General features: G+C 39.3%; 28 protein-coding genes, 1 tRNA gene and 1 other annotated feature. Of the genes, 12 read left to right on the forward strand and 17 right to left on the reverse strand.

Annotation, left to right across the window (positions count from 1 at the left end; all coding sequences use genetic code 11):
* The first annotated feature begins 9 nt into the window (after nucleotides 1-9).
* Together N4627_RS03680 and N4627_RS03685 are read left to right on the forward strand one after the other, a co-directional pair.
* The gene (locus N4627_RS03680) at nucleotides 10-621 is read left to right on the forward strand and encodes a DUF308 domain-containing protein (protein WP_003716895.1); all 612 of its coding nucleotides are present in this window, start codon (nucleotides 10-12) and stop codon (nucleotides 619-621) included.
* Between the two features lie 69 nt (nucleotides 622-690).
* Nucleotides 691-779 (forward strand) — tRNA-Ser (locus N4627_RS03685).
* 496 nt (nucleotides 780-1,275) lie between these two features.
* Here N4627_RS03685 and N4627_RS03690 read toward each other — a convergent pair.
* The 12 genes from N4627_RS03690 to N4627_RS03745 form a co-directional block, all read right to left on the reverse strand.
* Nucleotides 1,276-1,668: a hypothetical protein gene (locus tag N4627_RS03690; RefSeq protein ID WP_260965016.1), complete on the reverse strand. Its 393-nt coding sequence runs from the start codon at nucleotides 1,666-1,668 to the stop codon at nucleotides 1,276-1,278.
* Between the two features lie 773 nt (nucleotides 1,669-2,441).
* On the reverse strand, nucleotides 2,442-2,807 hold the full coding sequence (locus N4627_RS03695; RefSeq protein WP_260965017.1) for a primase-like DNA-binding domain-containing protein: 366 nt from the start codon (nucleotides 2,805-2,807) through the stop codon (nucleotides 2,442-2,444).
* Nucleotides 2,804-2,935: a hypothetical protein gene (locus tag N4627_RS03700; RefSeq protein ID WP_260965018.1), complete on the reverse strand. Its 132-nt coding sequence runs from the start codon at nucleotides 2,933-2,935 to the stop codon at nucleotides 2,804-2,806. Before N4627_RS03700 ends, N4627_RS03695 begins: the two co-directional genes overlap by 4 nt.
* Before the next feature lie 483 nt (nucleotides 2,936-3,418).
* Nucleotides 3,419-4,570: a hypothetical protein gene (locus N4627_RS03705; RefSeq protein WP_260965019.1), complete on the reverse strand. Its 1,152-nt coding sequence runs from the start codon at nucleotides 4,568-4,570 to the stop codon at nucleotides 3,419-3,421.
* 14 nt (nucleotides 4,571-4,584) lie between these two features.
* On the reverse strand, nucleotides 4,585-4,842 hold the full coding sequence (locus N4627_RS03710) for a hypothetical protein (RefSeq protein WP_260965020.1): 258 nt from the start codon (nucleotides 4,840-4,842) through the stop codon (nucleotides 4,585-4,587).
* A 3-nt stretch (nucleotides 4,843-4,845) separates the two neighbouring features.
* A complete protein-coding gene (locus N4627_RS03715; RefSeq protein ID WP_260965021.1) occupies nucleotides 4,846-5,310 on the reverse strand; it encodes a hypothetical protein in 465 nt (154 codons plus the stop codon).
* A gap of 2 nt (nucleotides 5,311-5,312) precedes the next feature.
* Nucleotides 5,313-5,513 carry a hypothetical protein gene (locus N4627_RS03720; protein WP_260965022.1) on the reverse strand — a complete coding sequence of 67 codons (201 nt, stop codon included), beginning with the start codon at nucleotides 5,511-5,513 and terminating at the stop codon, nucleotides 5,313-5,315.
* Nucleotides 5,514-5,683: 170 nt separating this feature from the next.
* Nucleotides 5,684-5,995: a hypothetical protein gene (locus tag N4627_RS03725; RefSeq protein ID WP_260965023.1), complete on the reverse strand. Its 312-nt coding sequence runs from the start codon at nucleotides 5,993-5,995 to the stop codon at nucleotides 5,684-5,686.
* A complete protein-coding gene (locus N4627_RS03730; protein ID WP_260965024.1) occupies nucleotides 5,996-6,184 on the reverse strand; it encodes a hypothetical protein in 189 nt (62 codons plus the stop codon).
* A 193-nt stretch (nucleotides 6,185-6,377) separates the two neighbouring features.
* The gene (locus N4627_RS03735) at nucleotides 6,378-6,662 is read right to left on the reverse strand and encodes a helix-turn-helix domain-containing protein (RefSeq protein ID WP_260965025.1); all 285 of its coding nucleotides are present in this window, start codon (nucleotides 6,660-6,662) and stop codon (nucleotides 6,378-6,380) included.
* A gap of 17 nt (nucleotides 6,663-6,679) precedes the next feature.
* Nucleotides 6,680-7,351, reverse strand: coding sequence for a Rha family transcriptional regulator (locus N4627_RS03740; RefSeq protein WP_260965026.1), 672 nt, complete (start codon nucleotides 7,349-7,351; stop codon nucleotides 6,680-6,682).
* 85 nt (nucleotides 7,352-7,436) lie between these two features.
* Nucleotides 7,437-7,673 carry a helix-turn-helix domain-containing protein gene (locus tag N4627_RS03745; protein WP_260965027.1) on the reverse strand — a complete coding sequence of 79 codons (237 nt, stop codon included), beginning with the start codon at nucleotides 7,671-7,673 and terminating at the stop codon, nucleotides 7,437-7,439.
* 149 nt (nucleotides 7,674-7,822) lie between these two features.
* Between N4627_RS03745 and N4627_RS03750 the strand changes: the two genes are divergently transcribed.
* The 5 genes from N4627_RS03750 to N4627_RS03770 all read left to right on the forward strand — a co-directional run bounded on the left by N4627_RS03750 (nucleotide 7,823) and on the right by N4627_RS03770 (nucleotide 13,307).
* Nucleotides 7,823-8,407 (forward strand): helix-turn-helix transcriptional regulator, encoded by a 585-nt coding sequence (locus N4627_RS03750; RefSeq protein WP_260965028.1) that lies wholly within the window; start codon nucleotides 7,823-7,825, stop codon nucleotides 8,405-8,407.
* Nucleotides 8,408-8,423: 16 nt separating this feature from the next.
* Nucleotides 8,424-8,888: a hypothetical protein gene (locus N4627_RS03755; protein WP_260965029.1), complete on the forward strand. Its 465-nt coding sequence runs from the start codon at nucleotides 8,424-8,426 to the stop codon at nucleotides 8,886-8,888.
* A gap of 582 nt (nucleotides 8,889-9,470) precedes the next feature.
* Complete coding sequence (locus tag N4627_RS03760; protein ID WP_260965030.1) at nucleotides 9,471-10,559, forward strand: site-specific integrase; 1,089 nt, start codon at nucleotides 9,471-9,473, stop codon at nucleotides 10,557-10,559.
* Between the two features lie 301 nt (nucleotides 10,560-10,860).
* On the forward strand, nucleotides 10,861-11,997 hold the full coding sequence (locus N4627_RS03765; RefSeq protein ID WP_260965031.1) for an ArgE/DapE family deacylase: 1,137 nt from the start codon (nucleotides 10,861-10,863) through the stop codon (nucleotides 11,995-11,997).
* Between the two features lie 54 nt (nucleotides 11,998-12,051).
* Nucleotides 12,052-12,390 (forward strand) — a binding site (T-box leader).
* Between the two features lie 92 nt (nucleotides 12,391-12,482).
* Entirely contained in the window at nucleotides 12,483-13,307 is an 825-nt protein-coding gene (locus tag N4627_RS03770; RefSeq protein ID WP_224758368.1) for an amino acid ABC transporter substrate-binding protein, read from the forward strand.
* Between the two features lie 122 nt (nucleotides 13,308-13,429).
* Here the strand turns inward: N4627_RS03770 and N4627_RS03775 are convergent, their stop codons facing one another.
* From N4627_RS03775 to N4627_RS03785, 3 genes are all read right to left on the reverse strand, one after another.
* Nucleotides 13,430-14,218, reverse strand: coding sequence for an acetoin reductase (locus N4627_RS03775; protein ID WP_003716905.1), 789 nt, complete (start codon nucleotides 14,216-14,218; stop codon nucleotides 13,430-13,432).
* A gap of 249 nt (nucleotides 14,219-14,467) precedes the next feature.
* Nucleotides 14,468-14,959, reverse strand: coding sequence for a DUF805 domain-containing protein (locus N4627_RS03780; RefSeq protein WP_098044639.1), 492 nt, complete (start codon nucleotides 14,957-14,959; stop codon nucleotides 14,468-14,470).
* 202 nt (nucleotides 14,960-15,161) lie between these two features.
* Nucleotides 15,162-15,899: a glucose 1-dehydrogenase gene (locus N4627_RS03785; protein WP_003716907.1), complete on the reverse strand. Its 738-nt coding sequence runs from the start codon at nucleotides 15,897-15,899 to the stop codon at nucleotides 15,162-15,164.
* A 325-nt stretch (nucleotides 15,900-16,224) separates the two neighbouring features.
* Here N4627_RS03785 and N4627_RS03790 point away from each other — a divergent pair, with 325 nt between their 5' ends.
* Both N4627_RS03790 and N4627_RS03795 read left to right on the forward strand, forming a co-directional pair.
* Nucleotides 16,225-17,379 (forward strand): ArgE/DapE family deacylase, encoded by a 1,155-nt coding sequence (locus N4627_RS03790; RefSeq protein ID WP_098044638.1) that lies wholly within the window; start codon nucleotides 16,225-16,227, stop codon nucleotides 17,377-17,379.
* An 8-nt stretch (nucleotides 17,380-17,387) separates the two neighbouring features.
* On the forward strand, nucleotides 17,388-18,902 hold the full coding sequence (locus tag N4627_RS03795) for a YfcC family protein (protein ID WP_098044637.1): 1,515 nt from the start codon (nucleotides 17,388-17,390) through the stop codon (nucleotides 18,900-18,902).
* A 65-nt stretch (nucleotides 18,903-18,967) separates the two neighbouring features.
* Here N4627_RS03795 and N4627_RS03800 read toward each other — a convergent pair whose 3' ends face one another.
* A complete protein-coding gene (locus N4627_RS03800) occupies nucleotides 18,968-19,798 on the reverse strand; it encodes an aldo/keto reductase (RefSeq protein WP_260965072.1) in 831 nt (276 codons plus the stop codon).
* A gap of 120 nt (nucleotides 19,799-19,918) precedes the next feature.
* Nucleotides 19,919-20,326 (reverse strand): hypothetical protein, encoded by a 408-nt coding sequence (locus N4627_RS03805; protein ID WP_003716911.1) that lies wholly within the window; start codon nucleotides 20,324-20,326, stop codon nucleotides 19,919-19,921.
* A 49-nt stretch (nucleotides 20,327-20,375) separates the two neighbouring features.
* Here N4627_RS03805 and N4627_RS03810 point away from each other — a divergent pair, with 49 nt between their 5' ends.
* The 3 genes from N4627_RS03810 to N4627_RS03820 all read left to right on the forward strand — a co-directional run bounded on the left by N4627_RS03810 (nucleotide 20,376) and on the right by N4627_RS03820 (nucleotide 23,373).
* On the forward strand, nucleotides 20,376-21,431 hold the full coding sequence (locus N4627_RS03810; protein WP_260965032.1) for a dipeptide epimerase: 1,056 nt from the start codon (nucleotides 20,376-20,378) through the stop codon (nucleotides 21,429-21,431).
* A 101-nt stretch (nucleotides 21,432-21,532) separates the two neighbouring features.
* Nucleotides 21,533-22,213, forward strand: coding sequence for a ribonuclease H family protein (locus tag N4627_RS03815; RefSeq protein WP_003716913.1), 681 nt, complete (start codon nucleotides 21,533-21,535; stop codon nucleotides 22,211-22,213).
* Nucleotides 22,213-23,373: a hydroxymethylglutaryl-CoA synthase gene (locus N4627_RS03820; protein ID WP_098044636.1), complete on the forward strand. Its 1,161-nt coding sequence runs from the start codon at nucleotides 22,213-22,215 to the stop codon at nucleotides 23,371-23,373. The genes N4627_RS03815 and N4627_RS03820 overlap by 1 nt, the downstream gene beginning before the upstream one ends.
* Nucleotides 23,374-23,376 lie beyond the last annotated feature (3 nt).

Below are 23,376 nucleotides of genomic sequence, written 5' to 3' on the forward strand. Positions count from 1 at the left end.
TATTTATTAATGATTTTCTTGATTGTTTTTGGTGGCTTAATGTTAATCTTGGGTGGCTTTTACCTTGCTAATTCATGGCAACAATACCGTGAATGGAAGGGTGGAACGATCATCGTTGTGCTTAGCTTGGCTGCTGTAATATACGGTGTAATTAACCTTCCAGCATTTAACCGGAGTAAGCAGCATTCATCATCCGAAGCCCAATCTTCTCAGGTTACAAGCAATAGTGGGAGTATGTCATCATTTTCTAATAAGGCTAATATCGGTTCAGGGACCGGTTCAGCTTCTCAAGAAAATAAGGAAATGGCAATTTTACGGCAACTCCAAAAGGGATATTCCAAATTTGGCGATGTTTCTTTTGACAGTAAGACCAAGACCTACAAAGTAACGCCAACAGACGATGATACTGTTAATGCTCTTAAGCAGCTAGCTCAAGACCCTAGTCAGGCTGAACAAATGGGCTGGAGTAAGTTAACAAGTTCTTTCAAGAAAAACTCTAAGGATATTGATAAGGCAATCGGGGATGACTACTCACTCAGTATCATGAATCCTGCCGATGATAGTCAAGCTATGTACACGGCAAAAAATGGCAAGACAACCTATGATATTGCAAATCAATAATTATCTTTACTGTAGAACACAATTTTGATACAATTTGGTTGTTCGGTTTTATTCTGAATAACCAATCATGGAGAGTTGGCAGAGTGGTAATGCACCGGACTCGAAATCCGGCGAACCCGTGTAGAGCGGGCGCGCAGGTTCAAATCCTGTACTCTCCTTTTTTGCTATTTTAAATAAATTGGAATAGCGTGTAAACGTTGATATAAAGGCATTTTATTTTTTACGGAAACACCTATAAATGCTATTTTTTACCACATGTGCGGAAAAATTGCGGAAAAAATAAATCTTCTTGCCAACGTGATAGACTACCGTTTTGGTGGTCTTTTTATTTTGCCTGCGGAAACATCTGCGGAAAAATACGGCTATTTCTCTTTTAGGGTGTCTGAATTGTCGGAATTATTGATAAAGCATCCCCACTAATTGCACCGTAAAACAGACACAAATTAACTGTTTTTCTTGGTTTAAGTACAGTTATATCAATGAGTAGCAAATATAGCCCCCCTACCTAAAAATTTTTAAAATCGTCGCTTACATGAAAGGCAATTGAAATGTGTGCGCTCTTTTTGAGATGAATGGAGGGGGCGGGGGATGATATAATCATTCTGATTTGCTTTAATTTATATCTTAAAGGCGTTCCTATGGTGGAGCGTTTTTTTATTTGATTAGTTTTGTGTCTTTATCTGGTATCAACGAATACACCAGTAATAATGCTTCGTGTTGTTTCTTTTGAAGTGTACGCTCTGATATTTTCTTTTCTTGCTGTTGTAATTGCTCCAGTGTCCGATTGACGGAACAAGACTTGATAAAACGGTACTCAATAATCAATCCACTGGTTAAGTCGTGTTGCTTAACTCTGTTGATGATGTTCTCCCGTTCTTTTAGTTCGTATAATGCCATAGCATGGGTAGTTTTATCTTTTGCTGTAATGTAATTAGCATTCTTAAAGGTTAGGCGCTTGGCAATTAGTGAGTAGTCGTGGTTCTGCTTGAGGTAAATCTTAGCAATTTTAACGGCTGTCTTGTCGTCAATAGTGGGGATGATTGACACTGTTAATTCGCTCCAATATAATTTATTTATTCAGAACCATTACCAGTAGAGGGTGCATCGTTAATTGATGTGCCTTTTTTGTTGCTAATGTTTGAATAACAGTATCAAAATAGCGCCTATTAATATCAGGCTAGTAATTAGGTTAACCGTCCAATATATGCTAGTAATTGACGTATGGAATAAATGAGCTAATAACGTGTAAAGCATGTAATCATCAAATGAATTTAATAGCATGATTAGGCATCCCCCTAAAATAATTAATGGAATTTATCGTGTGTAAAAGTCGATGAGCGTTCCTGCAATATTAACAAACCAACCCCCGTTAAATAAAAACGGGGGCTTTTTAGTATGTCCTATTTTGATAGCAAAATAAGGGCAATTATTGCTCTTATTTGCTTTCAGTTTTGATGCTAAATGTGATTATACCAACGATTAAAGCTAATCACTCATAAGCAATAATGTTTAACTACGAATTAAATACGAGTGTAGGTTTTGTAAGGTTCTATTGTCTGTGCTTAATAACTAGTAAAGCAATGATAATCACTGCAATAACTGCGGTTAGTTCATACGTCCAATAGGTGGAATCAAAGAATAGAATCATGTTATCAACTCCAATCTAACTACGTATTACGTCACAATGTTAGCATTTGTTAGCATTCTTTTAACTACAAATAGCCCCGAAAATGTCCAATTTTGAGCAATGATTTCTAATTAAGATTGCTGTTATATCAGCTTTTTAGATGGATTGATAAATTGTACATTGCATGGAATAACTACCGCTTAATTATTCCGATGTTCTTGTATGCGGTTGTTACTTTGTTCTGGTAGTAACCAGCATAAAAGCGGTGGTGTTTCTGATAAACAAAACCTAACAGTTCCATGTTGTGCTTAAATTGGCGATTGCTTAGCGGTGTTAAGTCCTGCTGATAGCAATAATCTAAGTAGTGATTATAAATAACCCGACTAGCAACATATAAGTGCCGATCCTTTTTGATGCTTTCAGAGAATACGAAGTTAACAACTGTTGAATCTGCTTTATCTTTGTTTCTAACTCTGAAATGATAATCTTTCTTACTTTCAGCCATCCACTTGGCTAGGGTGCGCCTACTTGTAACATATCTACCACGATACCAACTCATTTGCTTTCATCCCCTTTGTACTGGTCTTTCATGTAGTGGGTAAATAGCCATATAACCGCAATATCAGCAAAAAGGCTTGCCAAACTACATGCAATTGCTCCAATTAACAGACACGATACAAGAAACATTTAAATCAACTCCATTTCTCTGTATTCTAATTTTCGTTTTAAAGCTGTCTAAGCCGTTTTAACTCTTAAATGATTAATTATATTAATTGCCTGTTAATCGTTTTAAAACAGGGCAATTTTTTAAAATAAACGTATGTTCTGAATGTTAGCAACGGTTAACATTAAAAATTAAAATAATCATCTACAATTCTGCTTCCTTTTCTGTCCAATAAATAAAAGCATCCCCTTGCTATCGTTGATATATCAATGATTAGGGGATGTTAGTATTTAGCGGTCTTACTTGTCCTAATGCATTTGGTCAATTAGTCACAATCGAAAAGTCAAAATAGGATAATGCACTGTTAAGCCTTTTTTCGGAGCGTCAGCAATGTCAGCATGGCTTTTTTATGGTGCGCCCTAACCGCCCTTTTATAGGCTGTCTAATCTGTCTGTCTCTGGTTATTGAGTATTCTAACTAGGTATTTAGCATCCTAAACAGGGTATTTAGCGAGGTAGCACCTGCTTAATGCTCTCTGATAGGTGATTGACTACTAAGGCTTTAACACTGCTGTTTGTTTGCTGTCCTGTGCTGGTGCTTGCTAACTGAGTTATACCGTCTTGAATGTAATTAGTCTTGTATTGATTAAGCAGGTCGTCAAACAGCACTGAAAGCCGTTCATCATTAACCGATAGATTAACGTTAAAGGCTTGGTTAAGTGAATCAAAGAGGGGCGTTAACTCTTGGATCCGTTTGGTTGCCATTTTGGATCCATCTTGTATACATTCTGGATCCAACTCGTCACCAGATGATGATCTCTTGTCGCTGTTGATGTTCTGCTTGATTACTCCACTATCTACTCCACTAAATTCTCCATTCTCACTAGTAGCATTATTATATTTAGTTGAAGTAGGACGATGATCTGAAAGAAGAATTTCCCCCGATCCCCCATTAGAAGAAGTTTGTTGGGTGGTAGGTACTTGATCTTGATCTTTAATTTGATCTGGATCTTTATTTAAAACTTGATCTTCTACTGCTACTTGATCTTTAACTGTTACTTTACCTTTACCTTCTACTGCTACTTTACCTATACCTGGGGTACCAGCATTGTCCCAACCCTGTTCCATATTTGTTCCAGAGTTGTTCCAGCTCTGTTCCATGCTTGGATTATCGTTATTTTTAAGGCTTAAGTATCTATTTTTAGCGATCTCTTTTAGTGCTGTTTCGTCAAAATGATCGTACCTAGTGCCGTTGATTTGTCTGTTACCATTGATCCAATCTGTAAGGCTTCCCAATACATTTTTTCCATTGCCTTTGAAAGTATATTGCCATTTGTAAGTAATATATAGTAAGCTACGGCAATTTGCTTGGTGACTAGCATTATAAACATCGCTCCTAATATGATTATTATTTAACCAATCAGTTATCACAACGGTTTCATCATCAAATGATATTAAGTAACCATGCTTAATTAATTCATTAACGTATTTCGGATCTTTTCCTAACATTCTTAATTGTCGTTTGAGGTGGGCAACTATTCCGTCATCATCAGCAAGCATATTAAGATAGATATACATGTTTTGCGCTTCGGCTGATAGTTCTTGAGTAAAATCATCATCAAGAATTAAGTCAATGTTTAACATCCTTCGCCTTGCCATTCATTATCACCTCACTACATACCACAAATAACGACGTCTACTTTATAGCCGTTAGGAGTTTCTTTAATTAACTCGCTGTCTATTAATTCTTTGTAGTTTTCTGGTGTGGCTTTTGAAAAGTGATTAGGAATCCACAAATTGTTTTTGCTAATATTCCCGTCCTTATCGCTAATAAGTGCCATTGCAATATACAATAGCTTGGCTGGTGTACTTAAGCTAACGTATAGATAACTAGTCATAAATCTTTTACTTACCATTACTCCTGCTTTCATCGTTCATCCCTCCAGATTGCTGTAATGTAATTGACCATCAACAAATAATTTAGTCAGCTCTGTGAGCCGTCTAAGCGTTTCTTGGTCGTTGTTGGTTACTTGCTTAATGCGATTGATTAGTTGCTGTCGCTCTGGTTCCTGTTCCTTGTTGTGGCGTAAATAGTCACTGTTGCCGATTGATTTCATCACAAAATACAATTGAACGGTGCTTTTATTGCTGTTGTGAGCTAATAGCGACAGTTTGGAATATAGATCACCGTTGAAGCCGTCAAGATAAACTAGGTACATATGCACCTGTTTAATATCATCCCCAACGAACTCGCCGATCCGCTTTGCGATACTGGTTGGCTCTTTGCCGTTGTCTGGGTCGTTAAGATACGAATACCAAGACAGCAAGGCAAGGTAAGCTGTTTTAATGTCCCAACGTTCACGGTGTCCGTCTGGGGCGGTAAGGGTCACTAATTGCATGACTATTCACCGTCCTTTTCAATAACGCTTGCTGAATCAATAATCTTTTTAAGTTGGTCAGCGAGAATATTAATAAAATGTTGATCGCCGATTGTTCTAGCATTGTTTACTAGCTCGGTTGACAGCTCGCCTTTAACAACGGCTAGTAACTTATTTCCCTTGTGGTCGTCCGCTAAAATAAATTGGTAATTATCGTTATTCATTGTCTTATTCCTCCGGTTATTGGGGATGTTGTCCCCGTGATTGATTGAAAGTTACATGTTAGAATAAGCAAGCAACGGGAAGCCCCGTTGTGCTTATTGCTTAGGCTGTTAAATGCTAACTGATTTGGTCGTTGGGTAGCATTTGACGGCTTTTTTATTTTGTCTGAGCATTATTCCTTGTTCTCCAATTCAACATTACCGATTACCTGTGCCCGCTTACTCATCATTGCTATTTGTGACGTAAGCGGTGCTAGGGCTTGTTTTCGTTCATCATCGTTTGTAATGATGTAGTAGCCGTTAGGGTGCTTGTATCGTGCGCCAATTGGAACGTGGTGCAATACGATTAAGCGATAAATAATCCCCCGTACTTCACGGCTTTTAAGCCCTGATAGCTTCTCCAGTTCTTTTAGTGGTCGTGGGCGGTCAATTCCTTTTGGCAATAGGTCATAAATTGCTTTTTCGTCTTTGTCTAAATGCTCCATTTAGTTCATTCCTTTCAGTAGCTTTTTAAGTTCTGTTAAGTCGTTAATGCTTTCAGTAATTAACGCTAACGGACTTTGTTCTTTGCCGTTAATGTAACTTTTTGCATTGCCTTTTAGCGTTGCAATGTTGCTCTCAACTTCGTTTAATAAGGCGTTCTTGAGTGATTCATCATCTTTATTTAATTTCATGCTGTATATCTCCTTTATTTGATTAACTGTGTGATTGCATCAAGTATCAGAACAGCAACGGGCAAGCTCGCAAGGTAAGCCCACAAGCGATCATCTGGTGCTGTGTTCCAATAAGCTAATATGTGTCTGTCAATGGTGACTAGTAGCTTCATAAAATAAGCCCCTCTCATTCATTCCACGTTGGCAAGCCGTGTTATTTGTTTAATCTATGTTGTTGCATCCACTTATCTAGATCGGTGCGCTTATAACGCTGAATCCCGTCAATAACGATAATGGGGATGTCGTTATATTGTGTTTCCCAGTCAAGTAGTGTCTTTGATGAAATATGTAAATACTTTCTAGCTTCCGTCTTATTCATGTAAGGTGGGAAGCTATTTTTTATTTCAAGCTCTTTTAATGCGCTATTCAGTGAATCAGCGATCATTTTCTTGGTTGCTTCTTGCAAGTCGTCCGGCAACTGTACTTGCAAATTTTCCATGTAATCAACTCCAATCATTAAGCCAATAGCAAAACGCCTTTTACTTCGTCCCACGTCTTATTTAGACCAACCAAGCCAATTGCGATATTTTCCAGTTGCTTATATCGCTCCTGTTCCTTAATGGTTAGACCGTCAAGGGCGGTTTTTACGTGTCGTTGCTTCTTGATTTGCTGTGCTGTTAGACCAGTAGCACGTTTCAATAAAAGCTGGGTCATATTGATGTAAATGTGTCTGGGGGCTTGCTGCCATTCCTTGATTGCATCCGTTAATGATTTACGCTGGGGCTTTTCAATAGCACGATTAATCTGTCGCTGATTAAGCTCTTTTCTCATACGGTAAAACTCATGAACTAGGTTCTTTTTGAATTGATTAACCTCTGGTGTGTTATCCAAGTAGGTAATTAATAGCGTGGCTTGTTGTTCGTTGAGGTGGTAGGTCTTTTGTGGTCGTCCACCTTTTGAGCCTTTAAGAGGTTTAGCATTTTCAAAATGCAAAACCCCAAAGTCTTCAAAATCCTTTTTGTGATTACGAATCAAGTTTTTAACTACTTTCAATTGATTTTTACTGCATTCTGCAATGATTTTATCTGTGGTATATGGCTCTTCGTTCAAGCCGTGAACAAACACCAGCCCGTTGAATGCGCCCAAGTTGTGTTGCTTTGTGTTTGCTTCGATAATTTTTTCAGTCATGATTTAACATCCCCTTTATGTTTGTTAATAGCAGTCTATCAGCGCTTTTCAGCTCTGTGTGTAATGTTTCAGTTTGTTCAAAACGCTACTTGCCTTGTGCTACTGCTTGACTGTCTTTTAAGTCTTGCGTTGCATACTCTTCAATGAGCCATTCACTTAGCTTTTTGTAAGTTGCTGGAGTCACCTTGCGATGGTTACGCTTGAAAATGTTATCTAGTGTCCAGCGACTTAAACCAAGTTCACGTCCAAGTGCTACGGTGGATAGATTAAGCTCTCCACGCTTGCGCTTGATTGCTATTACTTGCTTATCTGTTAAATACATTTAATTCACTTCCTTACTTGTTTTATTTTGTGCTACGAATTGTAGCAGTTGGTTATATAATAAATGCTACATAACGTAGCTGTCAACATTATGTAGCATAATTATTTTTTAAATGATAATATTGTAGATGAAAAAAGTGAGGTGATATTGTGAGTGAGAATAAAAAGCTACCTCAAAATCGAATAGCAAAATTAAGAAAAGAAAAAAATTTAAGCCAAGCTCAGTTAGCGAAAGAAACGGGCTTAACACGTCAAGCGATCAGCTTATATGAAATAGGTAAACGTGAGCCGAAACTTGAAACTTGGTTTAAGTTATCAGATTTTTTTGATGTTCCAGTTTCGTATTTGCAAGGAATTGGTAATTCTAGAGATTATGAACAGAATATTAATAGCTTTAAAAAGGACCTCTATAAAAGCATTTCAGATAATTTAAAGAAGCAATTAGGAACTAATAATGAACAACTGACTTATACCTTTGCATCTGTTTTTGTTGAACACTTTGTTAACATTTTTGACGCTGCTATTAAAAACGTTGATATGGGAACGTATTTAAAAGACCGTTACGTTTCACTTGCCAAAAAGATGAATGACTATAATAAAATTAATGGTATAAACGCGATGGTTACACGAGGAATAATGCTTGCATTAGAGGGTGAACGAGATCCTGTTGCTGAGAAAAAGTTTAATGAAGTTATGAAAACAATATATAGTTATCATTTTTCAGATGATGAATAAGCCACGAGGAGGAAACATGAAAAAGATAGGTTTAATCTGTGCTACTGCACTGTTGGGGATGAGTTTAACGGCTTGTGGTAGTCAATCAACTAAAAAGGCTTCTAGTTCCAGTAAAACTAGTTCTAGCAAGGTAGTTAAGCACCACAAGAAAGCTAATAAGCATTCAGAAAAGAAACAAGAATCGGCTTCCAGTAATTCCAGCTCTGTTGCTAGTTCTTCAAGCCAACAACCAACAAACCAACGAACACAAGGAACAAGCAATCAACAGGCTTCAGCAAGTAATAACGGACAATTGCCACCATCTACCGACTTACACGACTTTGTAAACCGCTACGGTGAATCACCATCCGCTTACTTGTCAGATCATTATGGAATGTCACCAGAACAAGCGGTACAGTCTGTTCCTAACGACATGAAAACGTCTGGTGAAATACAGGACACTTACCAATTACAGCAAGGACAGGATCCATTTAATCAGTAATTCAGACAGCTTCATAATCAAAAGGTTTTCTGCATGTTTCATAGGTTAAAGCCTTGATATGATTACGTTCTTTTCTGCTGGTGTAGCTAGTTAGATAGCTGAATATAGCTTCTAAATACTTCTGAAGTATATAGAAGCATCCCCCGCCCCAGTGAGAACCAAAATGAGCGCATCACATAGAACAAACCAGCTTTGAAAAAATCCGAGTTATTTTGTCTTAATGGGTAGGGGGGGATGGTGTTTCAAAGTGAGTTAATCCCACTTCAAAGTTGGTCAATCAAATTAACCGAGTTCGTCCCGTTACTGGGGATGTTAAAAGCGTTAAAAAGCGTGTGAAAACGTCAAAAATCTAACGCTACTAATATCATCACAATTATTGCTACTGTTAACACCACCAATAAATGCACTAATAACACCACTCAAAAATAGGTTCACTACCAGGTACACTGTCACGGCGCTAATTAATACCCTGATTGTGTACTTCCCGTTGCACCAACTAGCCATTTGAACAACTCAATACATAAAATAAACACCTCTCAAATTCCACGTTGGCAAGCTGTGCGAAAAGAAAGAGGTAATTTTATGAGTTATGCGAAAAAAGCTAAAAAGGGCTATTACGGAATAGCAGAATACAGAGACCAAAACGGGAAGCGACGGCAAAAGTCAGCAGGGTGTTTTAAATTGAAGCGTGAAGCATTGGCTGGTGCTGTGAAGCTAGAAAAGGAATTAGAGCAAGTTAATTTAGACTTACAACATATTTCTTTTAGTGATTATTATGAACGTTGGTACTCGGTGTACAAAAAAGATAGTTCACTGTCTGATATTTCTAAAAGCCGATATAGAACGTTTTTCAAAGTCATACAAGGTTATTTCAAAAACAAGGAATTAGTTACCATCAAACGTTCAGATTACCAGCGTTTTATTAACTGGTACGGGAAGAATCATGGTTCTAGTTCTGTTAGCAAGTTAAATGGTGCTATTCGTTCTTGTGTAAGTTATGCGATCGATGATGATATTATCCAGAAAGATTTTACTCATAACGTGCAACTCGTCTTTAACAAAAAGAGCAAGCGTAAGATTGAATATCTAACAGAAAAAGAGTTACATACTCTTACGGATGCACTAGTTAATAATCTTAACCATTACAATACTAGTCGTTACATGATACTTACTGCAATCTATACGGGGATGCGAAAGAGTGAGATACAGGCTCTCACATGGAATGATATAGACTTTCTCCACTCAACCATCATTGTTAATAAGTCATGGGATGATACTAAAAAAGCCTTTAAATCAACTAAGACTGAATCAAGCAATCGAACCATTAAGGTTAATCGCTCATTACTCAACCATTTAGCAGATTTAAAGACTAATAATACAACTATGGTATTTCAAAACGTTCTTGGTACCATTCCTACCAGTAACGCTCTTAATAAAGCTCTTTTATCTATTATGAGTAGTTGTGGTATCAAAAAGCAAGGCTTTCATTTTCACTCACTGCGCCATGTCCATGTTGCCTATTTGCTAAGTAAAGGTGTCGATATATACGCCATTAGTAAAAGGTTAGGTCATTCAGATATTACTATTACACTGCGAGCATATTCATATCTAATTGATGAATACAAGGCTAAGAATGATACATTGATTATTGATAAACTAGCAGAATTATAGAAATTGCGGAAAAAGTGCGGAAAAAACGGCTTAAAACGTTGATATATCAACACATTACAATCCTGTACTCTCCTTAAGCAGCAAAGAGAACCCTTGATACATAAGGGTTCTCTTTTTTTGTACATCAAATCATCACTTTTTAATTTTTGTATGAAATAGAAGATGATATTTTATCCAAGATAACGATTAAACTCGCTATTTTGGGATTCCTTGTAAAAAAGAAAATTGCTCACACTTTACAAACCCATTAATTAAGAGTACAGTGTTTAATATTAAAAATTAATGAGAAAGGAGTGGGAAGATGGATGACCAAGCAAAAATTGCCTTATTACAAAAGGTAATTCAGTTTAATACCGTTAATGGCAATGAACAACCTTTGGCCGAATATTTGAAAGAGGTGCTTGCACAACATCATATTGATAGTCAATTGGTTAAGTTTGCGGATAATCGGACATGCTTAGTAGCTGAGATCGGTAATCAACCGGGAAAAGTGCTGGCTTTTGCAGGTCACATGGATACGGTAGCAACCGGTGATCCAGCAAAATGGAAATACCCGCCTTTCTCAGGAGAAATCGTCAATGGTAATATTTACGGTCGTGGCTCGGTGGACATGAAAGGCGGTCTAACAGCGATGGTCATTAGCTTAATTCAAATGAAGGAAGCAGGACTGCCCAAACATGGTAAAGTTCGTTTGCTCCTTTCGGTTGATGAAGAAGTTGGTGGTCAGGGATCGATGCTGTTAACGCAAAAAGGATACGCTGATGATTTGGATGCCATGGTCATGGGTGAGGCAAGCTCAAACCAGCTTGAGTATGCTCACTGTGGTTCGTTTGATTATGAAATTGAATCATTTGGTAAGACGGCGCACAGTTCACGTCCTGATTTAGGCATTAACGCGGTAGCAAACTTGGCACGATTTATTGATGGTGAACGAACTGCCTTTGCTGATACTCAACCGAGTCCCGTTCTTGGTAAGGTGATTCACTCGGTAACTGTCTTCCACGGTGGTGAGCAGTTAAATTCGATTCCGGATTATGCTTACTTGAAGGGAAATGTGCGGACAGTTCCTGAATGTGATAATGAAGAGACGCAAGCACGATTGCAAAAGATTATTGATCAGCTGAATAAGCAGGGTGCTCAGCTACGCCTTAAAGTAGTTGCTAGCTTTGCGCCAGTCGTAACTGATCCGCATGATCCGTTCATCAATCTTGTTAGTGATGCGGTTGCGGCTACCAAGGGAAGTAAGCCAAAAGTGATTGTTTCTCACGGGGCAACCGATGCTTCTCGGTATTCGTTAGCTGAAAGGCCGTTTTCGTTTGTTGAGTATGGGCCAGGGGATGATCGCCAATCTCACCAGATTAACGAACACCTTTCAATTGATGATTTTCTCCAGGCACCGACGATTTATCAACAAGTTGCTGAAAGATTTCTAATTTAATTTTAATAAATCTGTTGACTTTATAAGAAATCAGACTATAGTAATAATTAATATTTAAAAACGATCAACAGAATTAGTACTAGGAAAATTTGTTTAGAGAGTTAGCGATTGATGGAATGCTAACCAAATGACTCTAGGAAACACATCTGCTAGTTGAATTTCTGAAATGAGTAGGAATGACCGGGGAGCCCGTTATCGCCAAGAGTTTATTGATTGAACTTAGTAAGGCTGTTTTTGTGAAGAAGCAGTAATGACGAGGTGGGACCGCGGCAACGCCCTCGTTACCATTAATGTGGTAGCGAAGGCGTTTTTTGTTTAATCAACGAACTTAGTGAGTCGGTTATCGTGAGGTAATCGAAAAGTGGGGTGGAACCGCGCATTCGCGTCCTCTAAAGCAATGATGCTTTGGAGGGCTTTTTTTATTTAGGAGGGAAATAGTCATGAGAACACAACGATTTATTCGCGCACTAATTACATTAGCCATAATGATTGCTTTATTACCAATTGCTGGCTGCAAAAAGTCCGCTAACCCTAATTACCGTGCTAATCACGTTGATCAATGGTCACGGATTAAAAAATCAGGCCAGCTCAATATCGGGGTTGATGATAGCTTTGTGCCAATGGACTTTCGGCAGAAAAACGGGAAATTAGTTGGTTATGACGTTGATCTTTCACGTGCAGTCTGCAAAGTGCTCGGGTTAAAGGCTAACTTTCAATCAATCGACTGGTCAATGAAAGAAACCGAATTAAAGAATGGAACAATTGATGTGATTTGGAATGGCTATACCGCAACTCCAGAACGGCAGAAAAAGGAAGCCTTTAGCCGGGTTTACGAACGTTCTGGACAGTCACTGGTTGTTAAAAAGAACTCGGGAATTAATAGCTTCAAGGATATGCAGGGGAAAAAGCTTGGTCTTCAAGAAGGCTCGACAGCTTTTACTGACTTCAATAAGTACCCACAGTTGCTAAAAAGGTATATTAGCGGGTCGCCAATCATCTATCAGGATAACAACTCTGCCTTTATGGATTTAAAAGCAGGACGGACACAAGGAGTTCTTGCCGGAACGATTTATGCTGGTTATTATGCGAAAAATTTAGCTAAGACTAACCAATATAAGCTCATTGGTGGTGATGTTTTTCCTCAGGATCGGGTTGCTGTGGGGATGCGAAAAGGTGATCGCACATTAGTAAGAAAGATTAATTATGCTCTTGGTGTTTTGCAAAAAGACGGGACTCTTCGAAAAATTAATGAAAAATGGTTAGGGATTGATTCTAATTATTTGGGATCTACGAAGGAGTTTCGGAATTAGTAGTAATTAAATTTTAAATCGTGCTTATACAAATAGAAAGTGGCTTGATCACAGAAAAATTCTGTAATCAAGCCGCTATTGTAATATTTAAAATTCTATGGAGACGCATCCGTAAAACTTAATTAAATAAATTGAACCCCACCGTCGATTTGGACTGCTTGACCGGTCATGTAGTCGGACTTGGTTGAAGCAAGGTAAGATACAAAGTTGGCAACATCTGATGGGTGCTCAACACGACCAAGAGCGATTCCGTCAATGGCAGCCTTTAGGTATTGACCCTTTTCACCGCCATTTTCTTCCACCATCTTTTCGTCGATGAAGTCCCACATATCAGTACCAACGATACCAGGGCAATATGCATTAACGGTGATGTTAAACTTAGCTAATTCTTTAGCAGCAACTTGAGTTAAGCCACGGATAGCAAACTTAGTTGAAGAGTAGGCACCGAGTTGTTCATAACCGATATGTCCAGCAATACTTGAAGCGTTGATAATCTTACGAATTTTATCGCCATCATCTTGCTTCTTAAATTGTTCGGCAGCTGCTTGAATGCCAAAGAGAACACTGTCAACATTTGTTGCATAGATCTTATGGAAGTCTTCTGCAGATTCGTCAAGTAAGTTGCCAATTTGAGCAATCCCTGCATTATTAATGTAAGTATCAAGACGACCAAAGTTATCAACGGCTGTCTTAACAAGCATTTCGTGAGTACTCTTCTTGGAAACATCACCTGGCGCAGAAACAACCTTAAATCCCTTATCAGCTAATTCCTTAGTAGTTTTATCGGTTTCGTCTTTATGGTAGCCATTAATAACCATTGCATAGCCATCCTTACCGAGCTGTTCAGCAATTCCTTTACCAATGCCACGACTACTACCAGTAATAACAGCGACTTTTTGTTCTTCAACCATACTAAGATCTCCTTTTATGATTAGCAAAGTTATCTATCAACATGTTTATTATTGCACGAAGTAGTAGAAAATGGGTAGAAAACGCTTTAATTTTAATTCTTCCCTTGTGTTAGTTGAAAGCTTTTCACGACTCCCTTTTAGATGGTAATGCCGAGTGAGGGTGTCCGTCGCCTAAATCATCTTTACATGAATCAACCTTAAAACAAAACCCAAGCGCCATTTTTCTTAACGCTTGGGTTCATTCTTAAATTAATTTTCGTTCCGTAAACTAGGAATCTCTTGATCATTATCCTTGTTTGGACTCCACCAGCCTTGTTTATTAATATAGTTGCTTGGTAAGCACATGAAGACTAACACAACGATTTCTAAAGCAGCCATCAGTCCTTCGAAAAATGCGTTATCAACGTTTCCTAAAACAACTGAAAAGAGCCAAACGGCAAATAGGAACCAACCGGAAAGGCCGACATCCCGAAGCCGACGAACAGTGATTGAAATTGCGGGAAAGATATTAGCAAACCCGAAAACTCCCATGATAACTACGATGATTAGTACCATCCCCAGTCCTTGGGTTGTCCCGTTTACCAGGGAGCCAATTGATGAAACACCGGAAGCGGCTAGTAGAAGCCATAAAATAGCATAAATAATGACGTTCATTAACACTGCCCACCAGTAATCCGCCCGGGTTGAGGTGGCCTGGTATTTAAATGCGTTTTCCCAATAATATTTGTAAGCCTTTAACATAATTACATTCCTCCTAATCCGTATCTCTACTATATCATATTAGTGGGGAATCTAATTATTATAAGAGCTTTCTCAAATCCTCATTTCACAGCATTCCACCTTCTTATAGGAAAGCACTGGAGCAGAAAAAGTTGTCACCTAGGTCAATCGATCTAAGTGACAGCTTATTTGGTATTAATGGCTAAAAACTGAGGAGCTATTTTTATTGAGCAGTGTAACCACCGTCAGTAACAAATTCAGAACCAGTACTGAATGAAGAACGGTCAGAGGCGAGGAATACGCACATATTGGCGATTTCATCTGCGTCACCGAGCCGACCCATTGGGTGTAATGCTTCAAGGCTGGTCCGCATTTCTGGGTAAGCGTCAACCATTGGTGTATGAGCATAACCAGGGTGAACAGAATTGATCCGAATTGGATAGTTCTTGTCACAGCAGTATAGGGCGGCAGACTTAGTGATTAGTCGAACGGCACCCTTAGCGGCGTTGTAAGAGAAGAGGTTTGGAATCCCGATTAATCCAGCGATTGAGCAGAGGTTAATGATTGATCCACCATTCTTCTTCATGTGCTTGATGGCATATTTTTGACCAAGCATAACCCCATCAAGGTCAACGGAAAGAATCTTGTGGAAGTCTTCCATCTTAACGTCTTCAGCATTATCGAACAGCAGGATTCCAGCGTTATTCAGCAAAACATTCACTGGGCCAAAAGTTTCTTCAGCTTTCTTAAATACTTCTGGCCATGAAGACTCATCGGAAACATCTTGCTTGATGAAAATGGCCTTATCACCAAATTGTTCAGCCTGCTTTTGCCCTTCAGCATCATCAACGTCAGTCATGACAACCTTGGCTCCTTCATCAATGAAGGCCTTGGTACTTGCAAGACCGAACCCCTTAGCCGCACCAGTTACAATTGCAATTTTGCCTTCTAGTTCACCCATAAAGAAACACCCTTTCTATATAAAAACCAACATTAATTTATTTGTAATCGCTTACATGTTAATGTTATCACTAAATAATAGATAAAACAAACTTAATTGATGATAAAAGGTGATTAACCTTGTGACTTTATGGTTGGAACTCCTCTGTTGGCTAAGTCTTAATGTTAAGCAACTTATTTAATTGCATATTTATTTTGATATATTTAATATAATGTATTATTATTCATTAATAACGAATGATTTTAGTGTTATATGAATATCAGTTGTATGATATGATTTTATTGTAAACGATTATATTGACGGATATTTTTTAGGAGGGGTCATCATGGAAAAGCAGAAGCAAATTGATATTCTAGCGAAGTTAATCAGTATTAAGTCAGTAAACGATAACGAGAGTGAAGTGGCTGACTATATCGAATCACTTTTTGCGCCATATCAAGATCAGGGAGTTCAGATTGATCGGGTTCAATACGCTCCGGGACGAGATAATTTGGTAGTGACAATTGGTTCTGGTGACCAGATTTTGGGCTTCTCTGGTCATGAAGATGTGGTTTCTGCTGGGGATGAATCCGATTGGCAGACGGATCCATTCCAAGCAACGATAAAAGATGGCAATTTATATGGTCGTGGAGCTTCTGATATGAAGAGTGGGTTAGCTGCTTTAATTATCAGTATGCTGGAGATGCTCGAAGATAATTCAGTTCCCGGGAAAATTAGGTTACTTTGTACGGTTGGTGAAGAAACAGGTGAGTATGGTGCGGCCCAGCTCACTAAAGAAGGTTATGCGGATGGGTTAGCTGGTCTAATCATTGCTGAACCAGGGAATGATATGACTGAGATCGGTTACACGTCAAAGGGAGTCATTGATTATATTGTTACCTCAGTTGGAAAACAGGCTCATAGTTCTCAACCGGAAAAGGGAATCAATGCAATTGATCACCTGATTGATTTTGCAACCCAGGTAAAGCCATTAATGGCTCAGTTTGATCAGGAAAACCCAATTTTGGGTAAGCTGACCCATGTTCAATCCGTTTTCCAGGGTGGTTCACAGATTAATTCCGTTCCTGATAAGGCAATTATTAAGGGAAATATTCGAACAATCCCTGAATACCCGAATAAGGTCGTCTTTGCTGCCTTAAATGATCTGGTAGAGAAGTTGAATCAAAAGGATGGCTATGATTTAAGTATTCGTTATAGTTTTCCGGAAGAAGCGATGCCGGGAGACAAGAATGCTCCATTGATTAAGCTGATGGAAAAGGTTCATGGTGAAATATTTAAGGATCGTTCTGTAAAGGCAATTGGCCAATCTGGAGCAAGTGATGGATCAGAATTTCTCCATGGAAAAGGTGACTTTGCAATTGCAGAAATTGGACCAGGAAACAATACGCAACACCAAACTGATGAATTCGTCAATGTTGAAACTTTTTATAAGTCAATCGAATTCTATAAACAAGTAGCTAAAGAATTCTTTGCAAAGTAGGTGAGCTTATGGAGAAAAAAGTACAGAAGAAGCATCGGTTTCATATGCCCTCGGCCTTTACAATTCTCTTCTTGTTGATTGCTTTAATCGCTATTTTGACCTGGATTATCCCGGCTGGGGAATACAAGGTTAATAGCGCGGGAAATATGATCTCTGGGACCTATCACACGGTTGCTAGTCACCCGCAAGGAATTTGGGACATCTTTATGGCACCAGTTATTGGAATGATTGGTGATAAGGCAACTACTGGTGCGATTGATATTGCCCTTTTTATTCTGGTTATTGGTGGCTTTCTGGGTGTCGTTAATAAGACTGGAGCCTTGGACGACGGTATTCGTTCCATTGTGGAAAATTCTAAGGGACACGAAAAACGGTTGATTATTGTCTTGACAATTATCTTTGCGATCGGTGGTTCAACTTATGGAATGGGTGAAGAAACCCTCGCATTTTTCCCGCTGATCGTTCCAATCATGATGGGAGTCGGCTATGATTCACTCGTTGCTGCTGGAATTATTCTGCTCGGAACTCGGGTTGGTGATTTAGCATCAACAGTTAACCCGTTCTCCACCGGAGTCGCTTCTGGTATCATTAAAATTTCTCCTGGATCAGGACTTGGTTCCCGGATCATCCTATTAATCATTGTTACCGCCTTAACGATTGCTTTCGTGTTACGTTATGCTGACAAGATCAAGAAGGATCCAACGAAGTCATTAGTTTATTCACAACGAAAAGAAGATATGAAGTTCTTTGAAGTTGATCAGCGGACGACAAAACCACAACCGTTAACTAAGGTTCAAAAACACGTCCTCTGGGTTTTTGCTTTAACGTTTATCATTATGATTGTGGGGTTGGTTCCTTGGACAAGTATTAATAAGTCCTGGACCTTCTTTGAAAGCTTTACTAAATGGCTAACCCAAATTCCGTTCTTCGGTGACTTTTTAGGTGCTGATATGACGGCATTGGGTAGTTGGTACTTTAACGAAATTACGATGCTGTTCTTATTTATGTCGGTCGTCATTATGTTTGTTGGTCACATTAAAGAAAATGAATTTATCAATTCCTTTATGAGCGGAATGAGTGATTTACTGAATGTTGCCATTATTGTTGCGGTTGCTCGGGGGATCCAGGTTGTTATGAATAACGGTAAGATTACCGGAACAATCCTTCATTGGGGTGAACTTTCTTTAGCGGGAATGCCTAAAGCTGCTTTTATTATCTTGGCCTTTGTCTTCTTTATTATTCTTTCGTTCCTTATCCCATCAAGTTCAGGCCTAGCCGCAGCAACGATGGGGATTATGGGCTCGTTGGCTCAATTTGCCCACGTTGACGGGAGTGTATTGGTTACTTCTTACCAGGCTGCTACGGGATTAATTACTGCAATTACACCGACTGCTGGAATGCTAGTTGGCGCCCTCGCTCTTTCACGGATCCCAATTACGATCTATTGGAAATGGGTCTATAAATTCATTCTGCTCCTATTCTTAGTAACTTGTGTTTACCTCGCAATCTTAACAGCACTTTAAAAGTAAAGCAGGCAAGTGATCGTCAGCCAATTCAATCCCTTGTCTGCTTTTAATTATTCAAATTGCTAAAATTCGCCTGGCTTAGCAATGTAATCATCAAGGCCATTTGGATTTCCAGACCACTTATATTTGTCATACCAGATTGAGTGCCTTTCTTCATCGAGCATTGCAATTGCTTCCATTTCATCCGCGTCTAATTCAAAATCATAGACATCGCGATTTTCTCGCATCCGTTCTTCATGAATCGATTTAGGGATAACGATGAAGCCTTGCTGAAGCTCCCAGCGAAGGATCACTTGTGCTGGTGACTTCCCATGCTCCTTAGCAATCTTATTAATCACTGGACTATTTAGTAGTTGACCATTGCCTAGCGGTGACCAAGCCTCTAATTGAATGTGATTATCCTGACAGAAAGCAACGGTATCCGGTTGGTGAATTCGTGGGTTGAACTCAATTTGGTTGACCATTGGCATGATATTAGCATGATCCATTAAATTTTGGAGGTGGTCAACGTCAAAGTTGCAAACACCAATTGCCCGCGCCTGACCATCGTTATAAATAGCCTCTAGTGCTCGCCAGCTTTCAATATATTTATTAAACACGGACCAGTGAAGAAGGAGGAGATCAACATGGTCGGTTCCAAGCTTCTTTAATTGCTCATTAAAGGCATTCCGAAGCTTATCGAAGTCTCCTTGGTCCCCGTTGAAAATCTTGGTAGTAAGGAAAAGCTGCTTTTGCTCAATCCCTGAGTCTTTAATTCCTTGACCAACCTGTTCTTCATTTCCGTATTGTTTAGCAGTATCAATTAACCGATAGTGATTTTTGATCGCGTCAGTAACGACTTTGGCGGTTTGATTAAACGGAATTTTCCAAACTCCAAAACCAATTTGCGGCATTTCAATCCCGTTATTTAGCTTGATTAATTTTTGTTGATTTTCATTCAACACTTTCACCTTCTTAGGTTAATTTTAGCAGTAATTGTTCTGAGTGATGCAAGTGAATTATATTTAACCGGTTTATTTCCATTGATAATTCTTTTGAGTAGCCCTTTTAAGGCCAATTACTTTCTTATTGCATTTAACTTTGATCGTTTCTGGATGACTACAATCATTTGACTGAACTGATCTGGTAAGAGCGAAGGCTTGATTACTGATGCTTGTCTTGTCGCTTTTGGTCATTTTTTGAAAACCCGGCTTGACTTGAATGATAATTGTTTTGCGATCAAGATAATAAATCCTCTGAATATATTTTGCATAATCATAATTTCCTGGATCGCTGTCGGCATAACTTTGATGGTCCCCAAGGTCTTCAGCAAGCTGGTGGTTGATATTTCTTAAGGGTTGTTGCTTAGCATTTGCATTGCCAATGTTTAGGATTAGACTAAAAGATAAGATTAATAAAATAATGAACGGGTTTTTATGCATAATATACTCCTTAGTTGCTTAAAATTGATAAAGGTGCGAGGTGCTTTTAATGAAAGATGAATTAACGATTTCCAAAATAACAACTGAAGTGGTCGAGGTACCTCTGGAGCAGCCATTTATCACTCACCTTCATACGGTTAATGCAATCCACGCAATCCGGGTGAAGGTAACCTTGAAAAACGGTATGATCGGTATCGGTGCCGCAACTCCGAATGAAGTGGTTACGGGTGATAATATTGACACCCTTAAGATAATTATTGAAGAGGTGATTGCACCGCGACTAATTGGCTCTTCCTTGGCTAATATTGAACCCCTGATGAAACGACTACATACTGCTGTGGTAGCAAATGGACCAGCAAAAGCTGCGGTTGATATTGCAATTTATGATCTGTTAACTCAAATCTACCATGTCTCACTTAATCATTTGCTTGGCGGAAGTAAGCAATCAATGGCGACCGACTATACTATCAGCATCGGTAAGCCAGCTGAAATGGTGGAACAGGCAAAGAAGACGGTTCAACGTGGGTTTACTGCACTAAAGATTAAACTTGGCGATCATTCCATTGACGAGGATGTGGAGAGTGTTAAGCAAATCGCTCAAGCTGTCGGATCGGACGTTGCATTACGTCTTGATGTTAATCAAGGGTGGAGTTATAAGCAAGCCTTGCTAGCTTTCAAAATGCTGGCTGACGCAAATTTAAACCTTGATTTTATTGAGCAGCCGCTTCCAGCAAATCAGTTACGTGATTTAGCCTTGCTCCGTCAGCAATCAACCATCCCGTTAATGCTGGATGAAAGTGTATTTACACCAGCGGATGCCTTACGGGTAATTAAAGATGGAGCAGCAGATTATGTTAACATTAAGTTAATGAAGTGTGGGGGAATCTACGAAGCAACTAAGATTAACCAGTTGTGTGAAAGTGCAGGGATTCTGTGCATGGTTGGTAGTATGATTGAGGCTCCTGAAAGTATTGCCGCTGCGGCAGCCTTTGCTAACGCTCACGCTAATGTTCGCTTTATTGATCTTGACTCAGTTTATATGATTAAGAATGATCTCGATTTGGGCGACCTTAAGCGGGTTGGGATCCATTTATGGCATGCTTGATTTGAAATTTCCTAGCATTATTTTATGATGCTGGGATTTTTCATTTTCCACATTACGACTAAATTCGTTATAATTAATGTATTACTTTTTTGAGGTTAAATATGAGTAAAATATACGCAGTTAGAAAAGGACGGCACCCAGGAATTTATCTTAGCTGGCCGGAATGTCAGCAAGAAATTAATGGTTATCCGGGTGCAGTGTATAAAAGCTTTTCCAACGAGTCATTGGCTAAAGAGTGGCTTGCTGGAGATAATAAAAGACAAACAAAAGATCATGCTGGCGGGCTGAACGATCCAGACATTATTTACCTGTATACAGATGGTGGTTCACGCAATCATGGCAATAAGCCGGGACAACACGTTAAGCAGACCGATAAGGCAGCTTGGGCGCTGCTGATTAGTAAGGGCGGTCAGCAATTTACCAAGACTGGTGGCGAGTTTGGTGCGACAAACAATCGGATGGAATTGATGGCGCTCCGGAATGCTCTCCAGATTTTAGTAAAGAACCGAAAACAAGAGGACCCAATTATTGCAGTTCTTGACTCACACTATGTCCTAGACCCGATCATGAAAGGCTGGCTTAATGGCTGGGCCCGTCGTGGTTGGCAGACTAGTAGTGGTTCACCAGTGGCTAATCAAGAGTTGTGGCAAGAGGTTATTCAATTACTACCACAGTTTAAGCAGCTACATTTTCAATGGACTAAGGGACATGCAAACAACCAAGGCAATGTTATTGTTGATCACTTATTAAACCAAACAATGGATCAAATGGGGGAAGAATAATGAAAATTGGAATTGATAAGATGGCATTTGCAACTACTGACGAGTATATTGATTTACGCGAGTTAGCTCGTGAACGGGGGGATGAGCCTGATAAGTACACGATTGGAATTGGTCAGGATCGGCAGGCAGTTGTTCCACCAACTCAAGATATTGTTACTTTAGGAGCAGCAGCTGCCAAGAAGCTTTTATCCAAAGATGACAAAAAACATCTTTCCACTGTGATTGTTGCTACTGAATCAGGGATTGATAATTCTAAAGCAAGTGCCATTTATATCAAACATCTTTTGGGACTGGATGATTTTACCCGTGCAGTTGAACTAAAGGAAGCCTGTTATTCGGCAACGGCAGGGATTCAGTTTGCTAAGGGATTAGTTGCGATGAATGCTCAGTCGACAGTCTTAGTAATTGCAGCTGATATTGCTCGTTATGGGTTGAAAACACCTGGTGAGGTTACCCAAGGGGCTGGGGCAATCGCAATGTTGATTTCTGCTGACCCTCACATCTTGACTCTTGAGGATACTACGGTTTCATATACAAAGGATGTTATGGATTTTTGGCGGCCACTTTACGCAACCGAAGCAAATGTGGATGGCAAATACTCGACTAATGTTTACGTTGACTTTTTCCTCCAATGCTGGCAACGCTATCAACAAATGACCGGACGCCAATTAGATGATTTTGCTGCCTTAACTTTCCATTTGCCATTTACCAAGATGGGGAAGAAGGCATTGGAGGTGCTTCTCAAGGACAATCAATCACCGGTTGCTGACAAAATGCGTGAGCAGCTGACCGCAAGTCAAAAGTACTGTCGTGAGGTAGGAAACCTCTATACTGGTTCACTTTACCTTGGAGTAATGTCATTGTTGCAAAATGGTCAGGTTAATCCTGGGGACCGGATTGGTCTTTTTAGTTACGGTTCCGGAGCAGAAGGTGAATTCTACAGTGGGATTCTTCAGCCTCACTTTGAAAAATACTTGAGTGACGTTAAGGATGATCTAGCAAATCGTCATCAGGTTTCAATTGCTGAATATGAGAAGCAGTTCAACTCACAGCTGGGGATGAACCAGGATGATGTTGAATTAGATTGGCAATCAGATCCAGCACTGTTTATATTAAAGGGTCAAAAGGAGCACAAACGGATTTATCAGGAAAAGAAATAAAGT

This window comes from Limosilactobacillus vaginalis (genome assembly GCF_025311515.1).
GTDB classification, from domain to species: domain Bacteria; phylum Bacillota; class Bacilli; order Lactobacillales; family Lactobacillaceae; genus Limosilactobacillus; species Limosilactobacillus vaginalis.

Excerpts from the sequence above, each read along its gene's own strand:
- N4627_RS03680 (WP_003716895.1), top strand. The coding sequence starts at position 10 with ATGATTTTCTTGATTGTTTTTGGTGGCTTAATGTTAATCTTGGGTGGC.
- N4627_RS03695 (WP_260965017.1), bottom strand. The coding sequence starts at position 2,807 with ATGAGTTGGTATCGTGGTAGATATGTTACAAGTAGGCGCACCCTAGCC.
- N4627_RS03700 (WP_260965018.1), bottom strand. The coding sequence starts at position 2,935 with ATGTTTCTTGTATCGTGTCTGTTAATTGGAGCAATTGCATGTAGTTTG.
- N4627_RS03705 (WP_260965019.1), bottom strand. The coding sequence starts at position 4,570 with ATGGCAAGGCGAAGGATGTTAAACATTGACTTAATTCTTGATGATGAT.
- N4627_RS03710 (WP_260965020.1), bottom strand. The coding sequence starts at position 4,842 with ATGAAAGCAGGAGTAATGGTAAGTAAAAGATTTATGACTAGTTATCTA.
- N4627_RS03715 (WP_260965021.1), bottom strand. The coding sequence starts at position 5,310 with ATGCAATTAGTGACCCTTACCGCCCCAGACGGACACCGTGAACGTTGG.
- N4627_RS03720 (WP_260965022.1), bottom strand. The coding sequence starts at position 5,513 with ATGAATAACGATAATTACCAATTTATTTTAGCGGACGACCACAAGGGA.
- N4627_RS03725 (WP_260965023.1), bottom strand. The coding sequence starts at position 5,995 with ATGGAGCATTTAGACAAAGACGAAAAAGCAATTTATGACCTATTGCCA.
- N4627_RS03730 (WP_260965024.1), bottom strand. The coding sequence starts at position 6,184 with ATGAAATTAAATAAAGATGATGAATCACTCAAGAACGCCTTATTAAAC.
- N4627_RS03735 (WP_260965025.1), bottom strand. The coding sequence starts at position 6,662 with ATGGAAAATTTGCAAGTACAGTTGCCGGACGACTTGCAAGAAGCAACC.
- N4627_RS03740 (WP_260965026.1), bottom strand. The coding sequence starts at position 7,351 with ATGACTGAAAAAATTATCGAAGCAAACACAAAGCAACACAACTTGGGC.
- N4627_RS03745 (WP_260965027.1), bottom strand. The coding sequence starts at position 7,673 with ATGTATTTAACAGATAAGCAAGTAATAGCAATCAAGCGCAAGCGTGGA.
- N4627_RS03755 (WP_260965029.1), top strand. The coding sequence starts at position 8,424 with ATGAAAAAGATAGGTTTAATCTGTGCTACTGCACTGTTGGGGATGAGT.
- N4627_RS03760 (WP_260965030.1), top strand. The coding sequence starts at position 9,471 with ATGAGTTATGCGAAAAAAGCTAAAAAGGGCTATTACGGAATAGCAGAA.
- N4627_RS03765 (WP_260965031.1), top strand. The coding sequence starts at position 10,861 with ATGGATGACCAAGCAAAAATTGCCTTATTACAAAAGGTAATTCAGTTT.
- N4627_RS03770 (WP_224758368.1), top strand. The coding sequence starts at position 12,483 with ATGATTGCTTTATTACCAATTGCTGGCTGCAAAAAGTCCGCTAACCCT.
- N4627_RS03775 (WP_003716905.1), bottom strand. The coding sequence starts at position 14,218 with ATGGTTGAAGAACAAAAAGTCGCTGTTATTACTGGTAGTAGTCGTGGC.
- N4627_RS03780 (WP_098044639.1), bottom strand. The coding sequence starts at position 14,959 with ATGTTAAAGGCTTACAAATATTATTGGGAAAACGCATTTAAATACCAG.
- N4627_RS03785 (WP_003716907.1), bottom strand. The coding sequence starts at position 15,899 with ATGGGTGAACTAGAAGGCAAAATTGCAATTGTAACTGGTGCGGCTAAG.
- N4627_RS03790 (WP_098044638.1), top strand. The coding sequence starts at position 16,225 with ATGGAAAAGCAGAAGCAAATTGATATTCTAGCGAAGTTAATCAGTATT.
- N4627_RS03795 (WP_098044637.1), top strand. The coding sequence starts at position 17,388 with ATGGAGAAAAAAGTACAGAAGAAGCATCGGTTTCATATGCCCTCGGCC.
- N4627_RS03800 (WP_260965072.1), bottom strand. The coding sequence starts at position 19,798 with ATGCCGCAAATTGGTTTTGGAGTTTGGAAAATTCCGTTTAATCAAACC.
- N4627_RS03805 (WP_003716911.1), bottom strand. The coding sequence starts at position 20,326 with ATGCATAAAAACCCGTTCATTATTTTATTAATCTTATCTTTTAGTCTA.
- N4627_RS03810 (WP_260965032.1), top strand. The coding sequence starts at position 20,376 with ATGAAAGATGAATTAACGATTTCCAAAATAACAACTGAAGTGGTCGAG.
- N4627_RS03815 (WP_003716913.1), top strand. The coding sequence starts at position 21,533 with ATGAGTAAAATATACGCAGTTAGAAAAGGACGGCACCCAGGAATTTAT.
- N4627_RS03820 (WP_098044636.1), top strand. The coding sequence starts at position 22,213 with ATGAAAATTGGAATTGATAAGATGGCATTTGCAACTACTGACGAGTAT.